This window comes from bacterium (genome assembly GCA_013360195.1).
Taxonomy (GTDB): domain Bacteria; phylum Electryoneota; class RPQS01; order RPQS01; family RPQS01; genus JABWCQ01.
Genome location: JABWCQ010000002.1, coordinates 17,592 through 36,046 on the forward strand (window position 1 = coordinate 17,592; position 18,455 = coordinate 36,046).

The window sequence follows — 18,455 nt, forward strand, 5'->3', positions numbered from 1 at the left end:
CCATGACTGAACATAGGGGGTTCAGGAACTGGCGCGGCTGGCGCCGAGTGGTGTGGGTTGCCGGTTTTGCGCTCGTGCTCATGACGTCAGTTGTACTGTTCTTTCCCAACTCACTCGTGAACAAGCAGGTGGCCGCTGGAATAACAAGCTATCTCGTCGAGCAGTTAGGTCCAAGCGCAATTTGCGGCGAAATTGAGCTTGGTTGGCGTCACATTACTTTGCGGGATATACTGCTGCCTCTCGGAGGTTCGGGGTCCGAATTGACTATACCGTCACTTGAAGTTTCGATTGATCCGCTTGTCGCAATTTCCCAGCCAGGAGCATATGAGCGTATTGTCAGAACGATAAGTGTCCATGACCCGCGATTAACTCTAGTTCTTGAACAGGGTCAAAGCGCAAAGCAGGCAGAGTTACGAGTACCGGAAGAGGTTTTTATTGCGCTTGAACGTGTTGACAGCCTGCGCAACGTTGTCATCGACAGGGGCAAAATCACCATTCTGAAGGAAGATTCAACTTTGTTCACGGTTTCTGACGTTCGCGGCAGTTTGAAAAACGAATCAGGGTATATTGACCTTTCAATAGGCGCCAAGACAAGGGGAACCGTTCCTTCCGCAATAAGATTCACCGGCACAATCTTTCCTCGAGAGCGAACGTTTCAAGTTTCGGGTTCAGTCGAGTTAAATGAAGTATTAATCGGTCTTGGCGGTTCGCAACGAGACTCTTTAGCGATTACCTCAGGCGAGATCAATGCTGAAGTTTCACAGTCGCACGACTCATTAACCTTAAAATGCGGTGTGGTCGCTTATGGAACAGAGATAAGCCTATCAGGGAAATCACTATATGTTCCGGAGGCGAGGCTTGAACTTCGGAATGATGTTCTGAAGTGGTCGGATATCCGGATAAGGGGTGAAGGGATTAATGTCCACTCGAGCGGAACAGTGGACCTGTCTGATTCACTGAGACTGAGCGGCGCATTGAATTCCGAAGTGTCGTTGCCTGATGCACTCGGAGGATTTGTTCAATTTCCTCCAGGGACACGGGGCAAATTTCGAGTGAGCGGAGATTTGTCCGGGAGTTTGTTCTCGCCATTCCTCGACCTTGCGATTCGAGGCGACAGTATCACGTTCGCTTCAGAGCCAATTGATAGTCTGTTTGGCAATGCTCTGCTAAGTCGCACGGCAATAACTTTTGACTCAGTGCAGGTGATTTCCCAGTGGGGACCAATAGAGTTGGGCGGAGTTTACTCATTTTTTCAGAGTGATTCTCTGCACATATCCGGATGTTTTTGGCCGATCGATTTGCCGAGCTTGCTTGGTCAACAATGCGGAGTGCGGCAAGTTGAGTTTGCAGTTGACGGCACGGCAGCTAAACTTGAAACGGGCCTCGTTGTGCGCGATTCGACAGGCGAACTTCTTGGAAGTGCCTCGGTCTTCGAATTTGATAAGACATGGAACTTTGTATTCCACAATCCCGACGGAGATAATGGACTAATACGATTCGGTCAACGTGAAGGCGCATGGAAATTGTCGGCATCGAACGCACACTCTCTGGTCCCGATTGCATTTCCAGGAATGAAGAGTGCATTGGAAACTATTCGGCAGTTCGAGTTTAACTTTGAAGGGGATCGAAATTCCGGTAAGAGCGATCTGGTCATTCAGACAGATGCTGAGAAGAACGAGGGTCTGACCAGAATCCTTCGAAATTTGGAGTTTGACGGTAATTACGAACGTAATGTGGCAGACCAGTTGGGGTTTACCGGCAATTGGTACGGGATTTCCGGTGACGGCGAGGAGTTCTTTGGACAAGGTAAAGTGCAGGTTGCCGGTGAGAGGATTACGATAGAGAGCATCTATATAGACGAAGCCGGCGCGCTGTCAGGCACAATTGATGTAGATTCATCTCAAGTTGACTTGCGAATGTCCGTGGATGAATTGCCGTTGTCGAGAATGCCGTGGATAGCTCCTGCCGCTGAAAAGTGGCGACTTTCGGGAGACTTGTCAGGCGAAATTTCGGTGGCAGGCAATGTGGATTCGCTTGAGTGGTATGCGGACGTAAGTCTCGTTAACGGAATAGCCCAAGGTGTACCGGGGTACTGGGGACTTTTGACCGCCGATGGAAAGAAAGCGCGTGCCGATCAGCTCTACTTAAGCTTCGGAAGGGGAGTCCGAAGTATCTTTGAAGCGACGGGCAGCGTTGATGCAGGTTCAAACTCAGTCGACCTACGCGTCAATTTTCCAGCTTCGGATTGTGCCGATTTCATTCAGGCTCTTGCGGGAAAGACCGGAATATTGTCCGGTGACCTTGATGGAGAGGTACTGATATTCGGGGACTTGACTCGGCCAGACGTTGTCGCCAGTGTGCGAGTCGAAGCGGGCGAATTACTTGGCGAACTTGCTGTCGACAGGTTCGCAATTGATGCAACATTGGGGACAGAGATTGATGGGCGCAGGCTGCTCGCCATCCCACAGCTTTCGTTTTACAAGGAAGGTGAGTATTCGTTTTCCGGCGAATTGTCCGCAGAACCAGTTGAAGGCGGAAGATTCAAGGCATATCTTGGAGGCGAAGGGGACTTTCTAGACATGCTTGAACAGGTTGACGCGGATTTCACTTCCAACGGCAGCCAATCAAAGCTGCATGTCGAAGTAGGAGGAACATGGAACAATCCTCGATTTGAGGGTGGCGAGCTGACAATACAGAAGGGGGCGTTTACCTATCCTCCTGCTGCGCCCGGCGAGCTGGTCATGACAACGTATATTAGTTTGAACAGCTCTGGAGTTGTTGACTCAGGTCTAATTAGAATAGATGAGGGTTCCGATTATCTACAGATTGAGTTGCTTGATTCAAGTGACGATAGAGTCATCGAACGAGACCCTCTCATAATACCAAAACCTCGCATTGAGTTGGGTGTGCTTTTGATCAGCACATCTCCGGACGGTATTAATGTACGACTCCCGGGCTTCATGAAGCCAGAATGGCTTGGACGGTTAAGAACATTGTCTGCAGATGAATCGGGCATTAGTATTAGCCAATTGGGCGACTCTCGATTGAGTATAGCAGGTGACGTACAGATTGAAGACGCACGTTTCACGTTTCCGTTCATCTCATACGGTGGCAACCGAATGCGACCCGTTACGAAATGGCTGGTGGATAGATTGTATGAGGCAGAATGGGACCTCAGTATTACGATGGGGAACGGTTCGCATTATGACGTCGAGATTACAGGATTCAAAGACTCGGAGTTATTCACACAAATTGGCCGGAATGCCTTTCTTGGCACAGTGGCTGAATATCTTGATCATATTTCGGTAGACGCACTGGTTTCACCTACTGAATCACCATTGGTCATGGTCGGCTCACTTCAGGACTCAAGTTTAAGGATAAGCGGCAGATTGACGAGTACGAGTGGGAAAGCTGACTATCTTGACCAAACATTTTGGATCGAGGAGCTGCAAGCGGACTTCGACGAGACGGACATCTTCCCGGTTATAAGCGGACGAGCTGCGACATACGGCCTGGACTCCGTCGGCAGAACCTTGCCGGTATTTCTAACAATATACGAAATAGACGAGGAAACCGGCACGCGAATACCGTACGGGAGATTTGAAGACGTTACGTACGTCCTCGAGGCTGACGGTTATCCAGCACAGGAGCAAGTCCTCGGGCTATTGGGCTATGATGTGACGGAATTCTCGCAAGGGAAAGCCGAGCAATTGTTAACACGCACTGCGATGACAGCCGCAAAGAGATTATGGCTTGATCCAATTTCAAGAAAGCTCGAGCGCGCGACATTTCTCGACGAGATTTCTCTTGCGCCAGGCGGAGGGGCCAGCGCGAGTGTGTTTCGACAGCAGAGAAATGAGGTACTGGTGGACACTCTTGAAGCGACAGGTGTAATACGATTGCTTAAGGGCTCAAACGTTACTGTGGGGAAGTACGTGACAAAGGATGTATTTGTCACGTACACCGGTGAGCTAGCGGAAGCCGCAGGAGAGATAGAAGGCGGACGGCTCGGACTCATCCATTATTGGAACCTGCAGTATCGCGTAATTCCCGTGAGTCCGGATTTTGTGCTTGATTTTGCCGTTGAGTACGATGAAGCCAGCCGCCAACGCGATGAATCAGTTGCCCTAAAGTATTCTTTTGTATTGGAGCCTTGATTGAAGAGATTCGTCTTGACATTTCTATCCGTCATATTACTTGTTCTATGTTCAGTCCCAGCGCTCGCGCAGGATCGGCTCCGCGTCCTGGGGATTTCAATTGAAGGCAACGAGGCAACGGACGCAGGCTTGATACGCGCCCATTCGGGACTTTCCGTTGGAAAGGATATCACTGGAGACGATATTCAAAGTGCGATTCGGCAGCTTTGGAAGCTGGGGTTGTTCAGCGACGTGAAAATTGTTGAAGAGCGTAGCACTGCAGAAGGTGTGTACCTCAGAATTGACGTAAGGGAGTTTCGAAGATTAGACAAGATAGAAGTTAAGGGCAATCGAAAGCTCAAGGGTGATGACCTTAAAAATGTGCTGACATTGACAACCGGCCAGGTTGTGCGCCCAGCAGATGTTTCCAGACTAAAGCAATCCTTGACCAAGAAATATGAAGAGATGGGGTATCTGCTGTCAGAGATTCAAATTGAACAGGACACACTTGAAAGCAACGGCCGCGTCCGCGTAAACGTCGAGATTCAAGAGGGTGACCGGGTCAAAGTAAGGCAGGTTGAATTCGAGGGCAATGATGCATTCGCCGACAAGAAATTGCGCAAGCGCATACGAACCACGCGAAAAACGCTGTTTCGGTCGGGAGAATATAAACGGGAAAAGATAGAAGAGGACAAGGCAGCACTCGTTGCGTTCTATCAGAGTCAAGGTTATCGAGATGCGGAAGTTGTAGGTGACACGGCAGTCTATACAGAAGACAAGCGCGGCCTGATTCTAACTTTCAGCATCAATGAAGGTCCAGTCTACAAGTACGGCACATTCACTTGGGCGAACCAGAGATTGTTCTCTGAGGAGGAATTGAGCAGGAAACTTCGCGTGGAGTCCGGTGAAAAATATAATAGAACGGACTTCGACAGAAGCATGGCCGAGATCGGTTCGATGTACTACGACAAGGGGTACATTTATGCAACGGTGAATCCGGTAGAAACGGTGAAAGACAGTCACATTGTCGACGTGAAACTTGAAGTTTCAGAAGGCAGTGAGTTCAAAGTAAATCAGATTTACGTTACGGGAAACACCAAAACGAAGGAAAAAGTGATACGCAGAGAGTTCACTTTGTATCCGGGTGAGACATTTGATGTTTCAAAACTTCGCCGATCAATTCGCGAAGTGACAATATTGAATTATTTTGCCAGTGTAGTACCGGATGTATTGCCCATATCTGACAATCTGGTCGATCTATATATCAACGTAGAAGAGAAATCAACTGACCAGGCAAACGTTTCGGCGGGGTATAGTCAACGAGACGGTTTCATAGGCTCGGTTGGATTCCAGATGAACAATTTGCTCGGAAACGGGCAACAGTTCGGATTAGATTGGAGCTTTGGGAATCGCTATCATTCTGTCTCACTCAGCTTTACGGAACCTTGGTTCAGAAACACCCGGACTTTGCTGGGGGTAAGTTTCTTTGACACATACAGAAGCCAGAACAACTTATACGGATTCAATGAGAACATTATCGGCGGCACACTTAGAGTAGGACGTCGGCTACGATGGCCAGATGACTACTTCCGGATAGACTACATTTATCGTCTTGACAGATCAATATACACCGACTTTACGGACGACTTCATTGGCAACAATCCTCGCAATCTTGTGGAGGATGATCCTCGGATTTCCTCGAGTTTGACTCAGTTGATAACCCGTGACAGCAGGAATGAGGCAGAGTTTCCTTCACAAGGATCAGTCAACTCCTTGCGCCTTGAAATGACGGGCGGGCCAATGCTTGGAGATGATCAGTTCTTCAAAACGGAACTGGGCAATCAATGGTATTCGCCGCTTCTGGGTGATCTTGTCTTGATGTCAGAAACAAAGGCGGGAGTCCTTGAGCAGTTGAGCGAAGATTCGCGTGACGTGCCATATTTTGATTATTTCTTTATGGGAGGTTCGGGCCTCTCACTTGGCACCAGCCTCCGAGGCTATGACGACCGTGACGTCGGACCACAAAGCGGCAGCTATGCCTTGGGGGGCAAGACTATGTTCAAACAGTCGCTTGAGCTTCGATACCCGATTGTAAGGAATCCGACAATCTACGTGCTTGGATTTGCTGAGGGTGGTAACGTTTGGGCTCGGTACGAGGACACTAATCCTGGCGATCTCCGCAAATCGATTGGCTTCGGAGCCCGACTATTCATGCCTTTCATAGGCATGATCGGTCTGGACTACGGGTACGGTATAGACAACTATGACAGCCGTGGAATTCGGTATGGCCGATGGCTGCCACATTTCCAATTTGGTCGCACATTCTAGTTTAATCAGAGGATTTGTCATGACACGCTTCAGCGTAGTTATACTTGCATTTGCATTGGGCATCGCGCCGAGCATTGCAAAGGAAATTAAGATCGGCTATATAGATTCAGAAGCAATTCTTCAGCAGTATCCTGACTATCAGGAGGCCCAGCGCAAGCTGCAGGAGGAAGAGCAGAAGTATATTTCGGAGGCGCAGGCGAAAGAGCAAGTTGTCAATTCGATGCTGGAAGAAATACAGCAGCAAAGTCTCATGCTGTCGGCCGAGGCTCGTACCGAGAGAGAGCAGAAGCTCATGGAGAAGAGGCGCGAGCTTGAGCAGTTTCGTGTTGAAACTTGGGGAGAAGGGGGCAAGCTTTACACGAAAAATCTTGAACTCTCACGACCAATTCTCGAGAAAATCAACCAAGCAATTGAGAAGATAAGCCAGCAGGACGGCTATGACATGGTATTTGATGCGGCTGGTGGAAACATTGTGTTCGCACTTCCGCAGCACGACATAACTGAAATCGTACTGGCAGAACTCAAGAAGGAGTAGTCGTGACAAGCATCACGGCCGGTCAGCTGACCAAACTTGTGAACGGTAAACTTTTCGGCGATGGCGATAGGGAGCTTATCGGAGTTGCACCGCTTGAGACGGCGGATCGCTCAGAGGTTTCGTTTCTCGCCAATGCGAAGTATGCCCGGCTGCTTGAGGAAACACAGGCAGGTGTTGTTTTGGTGGCACAAGGAATTCGGAGATCTACTGGCGACTGCATAGAGACTCTTGATCCTTATGCCGCATTCGTAATGGCGCTGGAGTTTTTCAATCCTGCGCCGGTATTTGGTACCGGCATTCATCCCACTGCAATTATTTCCGAGGAGGCCGCAATTGATGAGGATGTGTATGTTGGCCCGGGATGCATTATCGAATCATCAGCACGGATTGGCAAAGGCAGCAGACTGATAGCAATGAACTACATCGGCCAGAATGCGCGCATTGGGGCAGGGAGTATCTTACACCCGGGTGTCCACGTAAGACATGATTGTGAAGTCGGCGAACGAGTTACAATACACTGTGGAACGATTGTTGGTTCAGATGGATTTGGATTCGCAATGGAAAGCGGCCGATTTCGCAAGATTCCGCAAGTTGGAATTGTCGTAATCGAGAGTGACGTTGAGATTGGTGCAAATTCGACAATTGACCGCGCGACAATGGGTGAGACTCGAATTGGAGAAGGCACCAAGATTGACAATTTGGTACAGATCGCGCATAACGTACGAATCGGGAAGCACTGCGTCATCGCAGCACAAGCGGGAATATCGGGATCTACCCAGATAGGAGACTATTGCCGGATCGGAGGACAGGCAGGGTTTGTCGGACACATACGAATCGGCGATGGTTCAGCCTTTGGTGCTCAAAGCGGCGTTGCGACGGACGTTGCAGCAGGTGAGATTCTCTCCGGCAGTCCCGCACGCCCGCACAATTTGTGGAAGAGAATGGAAGCAGCGCTTCCGAGACTTCCGGAATTGCTGCGTCGGGTGCGAAGGATAGAGGAGCGTTTAGGAATCGAGCATCGCACAAACGAGGAGAAGAGTGAGCGATAAGCAAAGGACAATCGGCACGGCGATTAGCGTGTCAGGAATTGGATTGCATACCGGAAAACCGGTAAGCATGACTTGCAAGCCTGCGCCGGCAAATCACGGTATCGTTTTCATCCGTACGGACCTTCCCGGGTCTCCACCAATTCCCGCCCTGGTCGACTATGTGATCGATATTGCCCGAGGTACCGTATTGGGAATTGGGGATGCTCGAATACATACGGTCGAGCATGTGCTTGCCGCGATTGCCGGGCTTCAGATTGATAACCTGGTCATAGAGCTTACGGACGAGGAACCGCCTGCTTTGGATGGCAGCGCGTTCCCGTTCATAGAGGCATTGCGCAAGGCTGAGATTGTCGAGCAAGACGCCGAGCGAGTGTACCTTGAACTGGAGAAAACTCTCACATACCACGATGACAAGGCCGCTATTGACATCGTGATGGTGCCCTCTTCGGAGTTTCGAATCACATACATGATCGACTATCCGAATACATTGCTCGGCACTCAGTACACGTCAATGTATTCGATCAGCGAGTTTGTTGACGAATTCTCCAAAGCCAGGACATTTTGCCTGTTGTCAGAAATGCAGGAGCTAAAAGAGAGGGGGCTGATTAAAGGGGGCAGTCTGGATAATGCCGTAGTGTTCGTTGACCAGACGCTAGATGAGGCACGATACAGCGAACTGAAGAAGTCGTTCAATTTCTCGGGGGAGTTGAAGCACGATGGGAAGGTACTAGGAGATTTTCCGCTTCGGTTTCCGAACGAGCCTGTCCGCCATAAGACGTTGGACTTGGTCGGTGATCTTTTGCTTGTCGGGGCGCCACTAAAATGTCACGTGCTTGCAGCCAGAGCCGGACATTCATCACACGTTGAAGTCGCTCGAATGCTTCGCCGTTACCTTGAAGCACAGAAGGTCGCCAGAAAGTTCGGCGGCAAGAGCGGCCAAGGGTACGTTTTTGACTCCGAGGCAATTGAGCGGCTGCTTCCGCACAAATACCCGATGCTCCTTGTTGACAGAGTATTGGAATTGGTTCCCATGGAGCGAGTGGTAGGCCTAAAGAATGTCACCCGAAATGAACCGTTCTTCAACGGGCATTTCCCTGGCCATCCCGTCATGCCGGGTGTCCTAATTATTGAGGCAATGGGACAAACCGGTGGAGTTCTGCTCTTGAACTCCGTCGAGAATCCCGAGAACAAAGTGGTTTACTTTACAGGTCTAGAGAACGTGAAATTCAGAAAGCCGGTCACCCCTGGCGACCAGATTAGATTCACTGTTGATATGCTTCTTTTCAGACGAGGAATCTGCAAGATGAAGGGAACGGCACATGTTGATCAAACACTTGTTGCGGAAGCAGAAATGACCGCAGCAGTCATCGATCGCCAAGGGTAAAAGCTATGTCAAGAATTCATCATACAGCTCAGGTTTCCCCGAACGCAGAGTTGGGCGACAATGTCGTGATCGACGCGTATGCAGTCATTGATGAAGACGTTAGTATCGGAGATCATACATGGATTGGGAGCTCATCCCGTATTTTTTCAGGTGTGCGGATCGGCAGCGGCGTCAAAGTCTCACCGATGGTGTCAATTGGGGGCGAACCTCAGGATAAGAAATTCACCGGTGAGCCATCGAATGTCTTCGTAGGTGACAATACGATACTTCGCGAGTTTGTAACGATTAACCGTGGAACAGCTGCGACGGGCAAAACAACGGTCGGATCAAATTGTCTGATAATGTCCTATGCACACATAGCACACGACTGTCGCGTCGGTGATCAGGTTATTCTATCCAATTGTGTCCAACTCGCAGGTCACGTGCATGTTGGAGATTATGCAATACTCGGCGGCATGGTGCCAGTGCATCAGTTTGTGCACATTGGGCGTCATTGCATGATTGGCGGAGCATTCAGGGTGCCAAAGGATGTACCTCCGTATGTACTTGCTGCCGGACATCCGTTATCCTATATGGGACTGAATGTAATTGGACTGCGCCGCCGAGGCTTCACGAATGACCAAATAAGAATGTTGAAAGAGATATATTTGCTTCTATTCAGGTCAGAGTATAATGTCAGTCAGGCTGTGAATGAGATATCGCGGCGCTTTGAAGGACACGAGTATGAGAAAGAAATCACTGAGTTTGTCAGAGCATCCAAGCGGGGTCTCATGCCAGGTCGTAGCAGAAACAAGGTAGAAGAGGAATCCATATGAGACTGGAAATCAGACAAGATGGCCCTTTGTCTGGAAAGTTCTTAATGGAGCGTGATTTTCACGACTTGGAGATGGCAGCCAAGGGTCAAAGATCCGCCCCGAGACTGTATCTCTATCAATGGGAAGTTCCAACGCTATCACTTGGTTATCACCAGGAGACAGGAAAAATAGACCTCGCGAAACTTGAAGCAAGCGATGTTCCTCTTGTCCGGCGTCCGACTGGAGGTGCAGCTGTGTTACATAGTGAAGAGTTAACATATTCGATTGTCATACCCGAAGCCGATGATCTGCGCATTGGTTCTTTACTTCTCGAGTTCGCTGGTCGGGCACTAAAGGCGGGACTTACGGCAATTGGTGTGGACGCACAGTTAGATGAACGCGGAGAAACGCTGGCTCCCCTGCAAAACCGGACTTCATGTTTTGCGCGAACGTCTCGCTGGGAGGTTACTGCGAATGGAAAGAAGATAGTTGGAAGCGCACAGCGACGGCTGGAATCGGCACTCCTGCAGCACGGATCAATATTGATCGGCCCTGACCACTTGCGGATCGTGGATTTCCTCGTTACAAAAGACGAAACAGAGAAGATGCATCTGCGAGCAAGACTGGCCGACAAATCCACATGTGTAGGGGAAGAAATTGGCAAGTCAGACATAGTGCCCGCGTTGCGCGAGTCAATGGCAGATGCGTTTTTGACAGAATATGAACGATTTCGCAGCCGAGTCGATGACACAAGAATGGTGACCATAGATTGAAACGTATATTGTTGCAGGGATCCACTGGATCAATAGGCAATTCAGCTCTCTCTGTAATAGAGGTAAATGAAGAGCACTTTTGCGTCGCTGGATTATCAGCGGGGCACAAGGAACGCGAGCTATTGGCGCAAGCCAGACGTTGGAAACCGGAGAGTCTGGCTCTGCTGAAACCATCTGACGAAGCGAAGTTTCGATCTGCGGCCTATGAGATCGGTGTAGCGAAGATCTTCACTGGACCTGATGCCTTCACCAGACAAGCAGAAGAGCTCGAATACGACTTGCTGCTTAATGCGGTCATGGGTTCGGCCGGTGTTCTGCCGACGTTTGCCGCACTTCGAAAATCAGTTAACGTTGCACTCTCAAACAAGGAAACTCTGGTAGCCGCCGGCGAATTGGTCATGGCGTGTGCGCGTGATCATGGCGCGACAATCCTACCAATTGATTCTGAGCACAGCGCGTTGTATCAGTGTTTGCAAGGTGAACGAATTTCAGATGTGCGAAAACTGTGGTTGACGACTTCAGGCGGTCCTTTCTGGAACAGAAAGCCGGATACCCTGCAATTCGTGTCACCCAATGAAGCATTGTCACATCCGACGTGGACAATGGGTCCGAAAATCACGATCGACTCAGCGACTCTTTTTAACAAAGGGCTCGAAGTGATTGAAGCTTGCAGGCTGTTTGACGTATCAATAGAAAAGGTGGAAGTTGTTCGGCAACGCGAATCAGTGATTCACTCCATGGTCGAGTTTATTGACGGAAGCTTCAAAGCTCAGCTTTCAACGCCGGATATGCGATTGCCGATCCTGTATTCGCTTAGCCATCCGGTCAGAATAGCTAGTAACATTGTTAGCACGGCACCGAATAGGATAGAGGCCTTGCATTTTGATGAAGTTGACATCGAGTGCTATCCTTGCCTCAAGGTTGCCTTTCATGCGGCGAGTGCCGGAGGCACGGCGCCGGCAATTCTCTCGGCGGCGGATGAAGTGGCAGTGGAGTCCTTCTTAGCCGGTCAAATCCGGTTTACCGCAATTGCGGAGTTAATAGAAGAGTCGCTGAACACGCTTGAAATTACGCCTGCTGACTCAATCGAAGTCGTCATGGAAGCGGACAGAAAGTCTCGAGTTCTTGTTGGAGAATTAGTCAAGGAGTACACGGGATCAACAATCCTGAACTAACATGCTGGTCACGATTCTTTCCTTTGTACTCGTTGCGGGTATAATTATCACTATCCACGAATTCGGACATTTCGTCGCGGCGCGATTGACAGGAATGCGCGTGAAGAAATTCTCCATAGGGTTTCCACCACGAATATTCACGAAAAAATACGGCGACACGGAGTTCTCCTTGTCGTGGATACCGCTGGGCGGATTTGTCCAGATCGCCGGAATGGTGGATGAATCATTGGACGAGGAAGGTATTACCGGTGCCCCGGATGAATTCATGTCCAAGAATGCAGCGCAAAAGATTTTCGTGCTTTCAGCGGGAGTCCTGATGAATTATCTAACCGCCGTTGTTATCCTCATTGGTTTGACGGTTGCGGTTGGACTGCCTGACGTTGGCAGATCGGAGATTGGACAAACAGTTGAGGGAAGGCCCGCCCATTCGGTCGGCTTAAGAGCAGGGGATCTCATTACGAGCATCGATGGCATCGCAGTTACTGAATGGGAAGAGGTCGTCGAGAGAATCACGGCGTCAAGTGATTCTGTGCGCATGACGGTGCTTCGGGGCAGCGAGAATCTTAGTTTTGTAGTTCCAACGGAGGAGATGCAATCCGGGGACAGCAGCCGGAAGGTCATTGGAATATCGCCCGCAGTCGTTTATCGTGACGCATCGTTCGGCGAGGCAATTTCGAGCGGTTTTGTGTTCTGTTATCGAACAACCGCAAATTTGGCCGTGTTTATTGGCGATCTTGTTTCCGGAGAGGGAAGCCTTTCACAGCTTTCCGGACCTGTTGGCGTCGCACAGTTGTCCGGGGAAAGTGCACGTCAGGGTATGAGCGAGTTCCTCTTTTTTATTGCTTTCGTCAGCGTATCGATCGGTTTCCTAAACATCTTGCCTTTTCCAGTACTTGATGGTGGCCACATTGTAGTGGTCTTGATTGAATCGATAATCAGAAGACCGATTCCGACCCGGGTGAAATTGGCAATCCAGCAGGCTGGCATGGCAGCGTTGCTTTTGCTGATTATTGTCGTGTCCTATCATGACATCGTGAAACTATTCAGCCGCTGATGAAAACGAAGACCATTAGTGTTCTTGGAGTTGTTGTGCTGCTCTTGGCCGTGGCAGCAGGCGGTCAGGAGAGTATGGATGGCGCTGACGTGAGAGCACTTGATCAGTTCATCAAGGGTAACGCGGCGGCTCAGCAGGGTAACCCGTACCAGGCAATATACTTCTTTGAGGAAGCCATAAGATATGATTCGGATTCACCGTTTCTCTATGTGGCGCTGGCGGAGCAATATCTGGTTTTGGCTGATGAGAACAAGTCGTCTGAAGCAATTGAGCGGGCTGAAAAGGCGCTTCAGCAGGCACTTTCCATAGACCCGATGTATGAACCAGCACTTGAACTTCAGAGCAGGCTTTTGGCCGCGCGCGGAAATGCAAGGGAGGCAGAGAGAATTGTACGCCTGCTCCTCGATAAGAATCCGAATAATAGGGGCTATCAGATTGATTTATTAGGTCTGAGCCTAAGTACGGGATCATTTGACACGGTAGATTCGCTGTATACGGAAATCTCAAAGAGTGATGGCGAAAACCTTGACCTTACCCGGCGAATACTCGCGATCTATCTCGTGTCAGGAGAGAGCAAGAGAGCAATCCCATATTTAACCGAGTTGTATAATGCGGATACGACAGACGCGGGAATTGTATACACGCTTTCGACGTTATACTTGCAATCAAATGACACATCGCGTGCACTTGAAGCCGTCGAAGAGGCGATACGCCTTGATTCTTCTGATGCGAGATTTTGGTACTTGCGACTCGTAATCGAATACGAGGCCGAAAGATACGATAGTGTCCTTAGAATTGCGGAGTCGGCCCGTAAGAGCGCCGGAGACGATGCGCGAACCTTCAATTTAGAAGGACTTGTTCATTTGCGTAATATGGATTCGACCAGAGCAAAGGAATGCTTTCTTCGAGCCTTGGAGCTTGATTCAACTTTGTACCCATCGGCAGGCAGTCTTGCACTTATTTATGATTCAGAGGACAGCGTTGAACAGTCCGAGCGATATTACAGTATTGCTATGTCACTTTCAGACAGTGCCGCAATTTACTTAAACAACTGCGCGTATATGTATGCGGTGAGGGGATTGAAACTGGAGACAGCCATGTCGCTGGTCGACGAGGCATTAAAGAAGGAACCGGAAAATCCATCTTATCTTGACACAAAAGCATGGATTTATTTCAAGCAGAGTAGATTCAAGGACGCCTTGAAATGGATAAAGAGGGCATTGAAACATGATCCGAGGAGTGCGCCAATCTTTGAACATCTCGGGGATATCTACGAAGCAATGGGCAAGCCCAGCTTAGCATCAGAGAACTGGAAGACTGCACTTGAACTCGACCCAAAGAATGCGAGTGTTCGTCAAAAACTCGGCGAATAGAATCGCCGTACTTTTCTGTTTATTGACATTGTGTCAAGGCTGTGCGTCTACTTTGCCGGAGTTGAAGTTTCAGAAGGCGGACCAGCGCTCGACGAGACCCGAGGAATTTGAGTGGCCGATTGGTAAGACAAGTCTTGCCAAAGTAAAAGTCAGTCTGGATTCTCCGAAAATGCGCGGAAGCGCGAAGGGCACGATTCGAGCGACAAGAAATGGACACGTGCTATTGGAAGTACTTGGACGTAACGACGTCTTCCTGAAGGTCTATTTTACGGACAAGCAAGTTATTGTCTGGCCAGAGGCAGGACAGCCCCAATCCAACATGATTACCGATATCCCCAGCATCAACGATGTGATGAATCAGAGCATGCCGAATTGGCGGATTGATGACATACTGCCGATCTCAATGGAATTGAACGATGAAGGTGAGCGTAGCTGGGCATTAGGAGGGGACTCGCGCTATCTTGAGAGAATTCGACGACAAGGGTTCGATGACATATATAAAGAGTACTCAAAGCCGGAACGCGATTCAATATGCCCGTTCAGGAAAGTTGTGCTTCGTGACAGCAGCGGGAAATTTAGGATGACCTGGACGATCAAAGATTAGTACCGAACTTCAGCAACTTCATTCGAACATGAGTTCACCAAGTATCAGTGTTGTAATCACGCTTTTTGACGAGGTTGAGTCACTGCGGGAATTACACAGACAGTTGAGCGATTCACTTCACGCCCTTGGCAGGCCATACGAGTTGCTTTTTATCGACGACGGAAGTAGGGATGGATCACTTGATCTGCTTATAGAGCTTGCTCGAATTGACGAGCACATCAGGGTGATATCGCTGAGGCGCAACCACGGCAAATCTGCAGCTCTTGCTGTAGGCTTTCAGGAAGCAAGCGGTGAATTCGTAATTACAATGGATGCGGACTTGCAGGATAATCCTGCAGAAGTCGGAGCTTTGCTCGCAAAGATCGAGGAAGGATATGATCTCGTATCCGGTTGGAAAAAGATCCGTCACGATCCACTGGAGAAAACTCTCCCGTCAAAGTTTTTCAACATGGTAACAAGCAAAGTCTCCGGAATAAAACTGCACGATTTCAATTGCGGACTTAAAGCCTATCGACGTAATGTTGTGAAGGATTTATTCGTATACGGCGAGCTGCACCGATTCTTGCCTGTGCTTGCGCACAAAATGGGATACAAGTGCACCGAAATTCCGGTTGTTCATCGAGCGCGGCAATTTGGTCACTCGAAATTCGGAATGAGAAGATACTTGAACGGTTTTCTTGACTTACTTACGGTTGTATTTCTGTCGGGCTTTAATCGAGCACCTCTGCATTTTTTCGGCACGATGGGTCTGCTAAGCGGACTTGTCGGCTTCTTCATCAACCTGTACTTGTCAATAATCTGGATGATGGGGACTCCGATTGGGAACAGACCGTTGCTTTTTCTTGGCGTTTTACTCATGGTAATTGGAGTCCAATTTTTCTCGTTCGGCTTAATTGGCGAGATGCTGACACATGCTAATGAACGGCAAAGAACATATCCTATCAAGTATGATAGCAATAGCTCTGGCATCGTTTGAGTATCAGAATCGTCGGAGAGTGATTGAGGCTAACTAGCAACAATGCGGGGACGTTCAAAGGCGTCCTCTTTCTTATCGCAATCATTCTGGTGATTTCGGTGCTTGCGTACTCGCAGTTCATTGTAACGCAGCTCAAGGAGAGTACTCGCAAGTCGCTTACACAGAAGATTGCAACTTACACAGCGCTTATTCGAAGTGACAATCCTGAGTTGATAGGATTCGCGCTGCAGCAGATCCAGGATGTTGATTTCCCAATCATTGTGACAGACGACGCGGGCATACCGAAGCTTTGGAAAAACGTGGACGTATCTCCTGGAGACAGTTCAAGTGAATCAAGACAGGAAATCGCCAGGCTTGTCCGGGAAATGGATGCGCAAGGAAATCCGCCGCTGCCAATCAGAATTGCAGAAGGGACGACAGACTGGTTTCATTACGGCGATTCTTTAGTGATTCGTCAGCTCCGCTGGCTTCCGTGGATAGAAATTCTAGCGACCGGACTTTTCATTCTTGTCGGCTATGTCGGATTCCAGAATATTCGGCGAAGCGAAGAGCGAATGGTCTGGGTTGGACTAGCAAAGGAGACGGCGCACCAATTGGGAACACCTCTGACTTCACTCCTCGGCTGGATTGAGTTGCTAAAGGCAAATGGCGCAGATGCGCATGCGGTTGCAGAAATGGAGCGGGATCTTGCCAGATTGAATCGAGTGACCGCGCGGTTTTCTCAGATCGGAAGTAAAACTTCTGTGCAGTCAGCAAACGTAAGGTCTGTGATCGAGGAGACAGCCGATTACTTCAGATTGAGACTTCCAAAGGGAGAAAACGCCGTAAGGATTGAATCCGTTTACGAGAGTGAACCACGATTGAGTGTGAATATCGAACTATTTGGTTGGGTGCTTGAGAATCTGATTCGCAACAGTATCGACTCGATGCGAGATGGCGGCGGAAGGATACGCATCCTATGCTCAGAGTCGTCCGGTGTCGCGCATATTGACATTGAAGACAATGGTGTTGGCATAGCACCAAGAAGCAGGAAATTGGTCTTTCGACCCGGGTACACTACAAAGAAACGGGGCTGGGGACTCGGACTTTCGTTATCTCGAAGAATCATTGAAGAGTATCACGGCGGCAAACTTTTCATAAAAGAAACGTCTTTAGGACGCGGGACCACCATGAGAATCGTACTTCCGACTGCGGAGAGTGCAAAGCCATGAAGAGTAGGGGATGGCGAATGGCAACAAGTCTTGGTTTGTTGCTGGTAATACTTGTGGTGCTTGCCGGATTGGAGCTCTGGTCACGCTTGTTTCTAGAGGGAGCTGTCGTGCATGGAGCAAGACGGGAAGTTACCGTACGTATTCCGCAAGGTGCCACACTTGATGATATTTCGACAATCCTGTATCGGGAAGGTCTAATTGAACACCCGCGCCTGTTTGGAATTGCAGCTCGATTTCTTGGAGTGGACACAAAGCTGCAGGCGGGTACAATACGATTGGCGCTTGGCCAATCTTTGGTAGAGCTTATCCAGGCCTTAAGCAGAGCCAAGGCCGTTGGAATCCCGGTCACATTTCGGGAAGGACTCACGATTTATCAATATGCGGGGATCTTGGCCAGGGAGATTGGAATCGATTCTGCACAGTTTGTCAAGGCGGCGTTTGACACACGACTCCTTCTGAAACTCGGTGTTGACAGCCCTTCGTTTGAGGGTTACTTGTTTCCCGACACATATTTCTTCACGGGCAATGAAAGTCCGGAGCAGATTATCGAAAGAATGCTCGCGAACTTTCGTGTGCAACTCCCGCCTGACACCGATGAACGGCTGCTGGCTCTGGGTCTTTCGCTGAATGAGTTAATAGCTTTGGCTAGTATCGTGGAATGGGAGTGTCAAGTACAAAGTGAAGCGCGCATAATTTCATCAGTCTATCATAATCGGCTCCGGAAAGGCATGCTTCTTCAAGCGGACCCCACGGTTGGCTATGCACTTGGTAAAGGTCCATCCCGTCTTTACTACAGTGACTTGAGAGTCGATAGCCCTTACAACACATACATGTACCCGGGGCTGCCGCCGGGTGCAATCAATAACCCGGGGAAGAAGTCTATTGAGGCTGCGCTTCATCCTGCTTCCACATCGTACTTGTTCTTCGTAGCCCAAGGCAATGGGTTGCACACGTTTAGCGGAACATTTGAAGAACATTTGCTCGCCAAGGAAAGACTGGATGATTTGCGACGCAACCAGGCATTGGAAGCAGATACTAGTTCTGGGGGCTAGAGAGTAGTTTT

General features: G+C 49.4%; 14 protein-coding genes. All 14 read left to right on the plus strand.

Going from position 1 to position 18,455, the window contains the following annotated elements; translation table 11 throughout:
- The first annotated feature begins 2 nt into the window (after positions 1 to 2).
- From HUU59_01320 to mltG, 14 genes are read left to right on the plus strand one after another with little or no spacing between them, the layout of a single operon-like run.
- On the plus strand, positions 3 to 4,157 hold the full coding sequence (locus HUU59_01320) for a hypothetical protein (GenBank protein ID NUO18076.1): 4,155 nt from the start codon (positions 3 to 5) through the stop codon (positions 4,155 to 4,157).
- Complete coding sequence (gene bamA / locus HUU59_01325; GenBank protein NUO18077.1) at positions 4,158 to 6,464, plus strand: outer membrane protein assembly factor BamA; 2,307 nt, start codon at positions 4,158 to 4,160, stop codon at positions 6,462 to 6,464.
- 19 nt (positions 6,465 to 6,483) lie between these two features.
- Complete coding sequence (locus tag HUU59_01330) at positions 6,484 to 6,999, plus strand: OmpH family outer membrane protein (protein NUO18078.1); 516 nt, start codon at positions 6,484 to 6,486, stop codon at positions 6,997 to 6,999.
- Between the two features lie 2 nt (positions 7,000 to 7,001).
- Positions 7,002 to 8,048, plus strand: a complete 1,047-nt coding sequence (gene lpxD / locus HUU59_01335) for a UDP-3-O-(3-hydroxymyristoyl)glucosamine N-acyltransferase (GenBank protein NUO18079.1) — start codon at positions 7,002 to 7,004, stop codon at positions 8,046 to 8,048.
- Positions 8,038 to 9,432 (plus strand): bifunctional UDP-3-O-[3-hydroxymyristoyl] N-acetylglucosamine deacetylase/3-hydroxyacyl-ACP dehydratase, encoded by a 1,395-nt coding sequence (locus HUU59_01340; GenBank protein NUO18080.1) that lies wholly within the window; start codon positions 8,038 to 8,040, stop codon positions 9,430 to 9,432. The genes lpxD and HUU59_01340 overlap by 11 nt, the downstream gene beginning before the upstream one ends.
- A gap of 5 nt (positions 9,433 to 9,437) precedes the next feature.
- Positions 9,438 to 10,247, plus strand: coding sequence for an acyl-ACP--UDP-N-acetylglucosamine O-acyltransferase (gene lpxA, locus HUU59_01345; protein NUO18081.1), 810 nt, complete (start codon positions 9,438 to 9,440; stop codon positions 10,245 to 10,247).
- Positions 10,244 to 10,999: a hypothetical protein gene (locus tag HUU59_01350; GenBank protein NUO18082.1), complete on the plus strand. Its 756-nt coding sequence runs from the start codon at positions 10,244 to 10,246 to the stop codon at positions 10,997 to 10,999. Before lpxA ends, HUU59_01350 begins: the two co-directional genes overlap by 4 nt.
- Entirely contained in the window at positions 10,996 to 12,174 is a 1,179-nt protein-coding gene (locus HUU59_01355; protein ID NUO18083.1) for a 1-deoxy-D-xylulose-5-phosphate reductoisomerase, read from the plus strand. The genes HUU59_01350 and HUU59_01355 overlap by 4 nt, the downstream gene beginning before the upstream one ends.
- Position 12,175: 1 nt before the next feature.
- On the plus strand, positions 12,176 to 13,228 hold the full coding sequence (locus HUU59_01360; GenBank protein NUO18084.1) for a site-2 protease family protein: 1,053 nt from the start codon (positions 12,176 to 12,178) through the stop codon (positions 13,226 to 13,228).
- A complete protein-coding gene (locus HUU59_01365; protein NUO18085.1) occupies positions 13,228 to 14,601 on the plus strand; it encodes a tetratricopeptide repeat protein in 1,374 nt (457 codons plus the stop codon). Before HUU59_01360 ends, HUU59_01365 begins: the two co-directional genes overlap by 1 nt.
- A 22-nt stretch (positions 14,602 to 14,623) precedes the next feature.
- On the plus strand, positions 14,624 to 15,205 hold the full coding sequence (locus HUU59_01370; protein ID NUO18086.1) for a hypothetical protein: 582 nt from the start codon (positions 14,624 to 14,626) through the stop codon (positions 15,203 to 15,205).
- 28 nt (positions 15,206 to 15,233) lie between these two features.
- Complete coding sequence (locus HUU59_01375; protein ID NUO18087.1) at positions 15,234 to 16,181, plus strand: glycosyltransferase family 2 protein; 948 nt, start codon at positions 15,234 to 15,236, stop codon at positions 16,179 to 16,181.
- Between the two features lie 23 nt (positions 16,182 to 16,204).
- Positions 16,205 to 17,392 (plus strand): HAMP domain-containing histidine kinase, encoded by a 1,188-nt coding sequence (locus HUU59_01380; GenBank protein ID NUO18088.1) that lies wholly within the window; start codon positions 16,205 to 16,207, stop codon positions 17,390 to 17,392.
- Positions 17,389 to 18,444 carry an endolytic transglycosylase MltG gene (gene mltG / locus HUU59_01385; GenBank protein ID NUO18089.1) on the plus strand — a complete coding sequence of 352 codons (1,056 nt, stop codon included), beginning with the start codon at positions 17,389 to 17,391 and terminating at the stop codon, positions 18,442 to 18,444. The genes HUU59_01380 and mltG overlap by 4 nt, the downstream gene beginning before the upstream one ends.
- Positions 18,445 to 18,455: the final 11 nt, after the last annotated feature.

Excerpts from the sequence above, each read along its gene's own strand:
- HUU59_01320 (NUO18076.1), top strand. The coding sequence starts at position 3 with ATGACTGAACATAGGGGGTTCAGGAACTGGCGCGGCTGGCGCCGAGTG.
- HUU59_01330 (NUO18078.1), top strand. The coding sequence starts at position 6,484 with ATGACACGCTTCAGCGTAGTTATACTTGCATTTGCATTGGGCATCGCG.
- lpxA (NUO18081.1), top strand. The coding sequence starts at position 9,438 with ATGTCAAGAATTCATCATACAGCTCAGGTTTCCCCGAACGCAGAGTTG.
- HUU59_01350 (NUO18082.1), top strand. The coding sequence starts at position 10,244 with ATGAGACTGGAAATCAGACAAGATGGCCCTTTGTCTGGAAAGTTCTTA.
- HUU59_01360 (NUO18084.1), top strand. The coding sequence starts at position 12,176 with ATGCTGGTCACGATTCTTTCCTTTGTACTCGTTGCGGGTATAATTATC.
- HUU59_01365 (NUO18085.1), top strand. The coding sequence starts at position 13,228 with ATGAAAACGAAGACCATTAGTGTTCTTGGAGTTGTTGTGCTGCTCTTG.
- HUU59_01375 (NUO18087.1), top strand. The coding sequence starts at position 15,234 with ATGAGTTCACCAAGTATCAGTGTTGTAATCACGCTTTTTGACGAGGTT.
- mltG (NUO18089.1), top strand. The coding sequence starts at position 17,389 with ATGAAGAGTAGGGGATGGCGAATGGCAACAAGTCTTGGTTTGTTGCTG.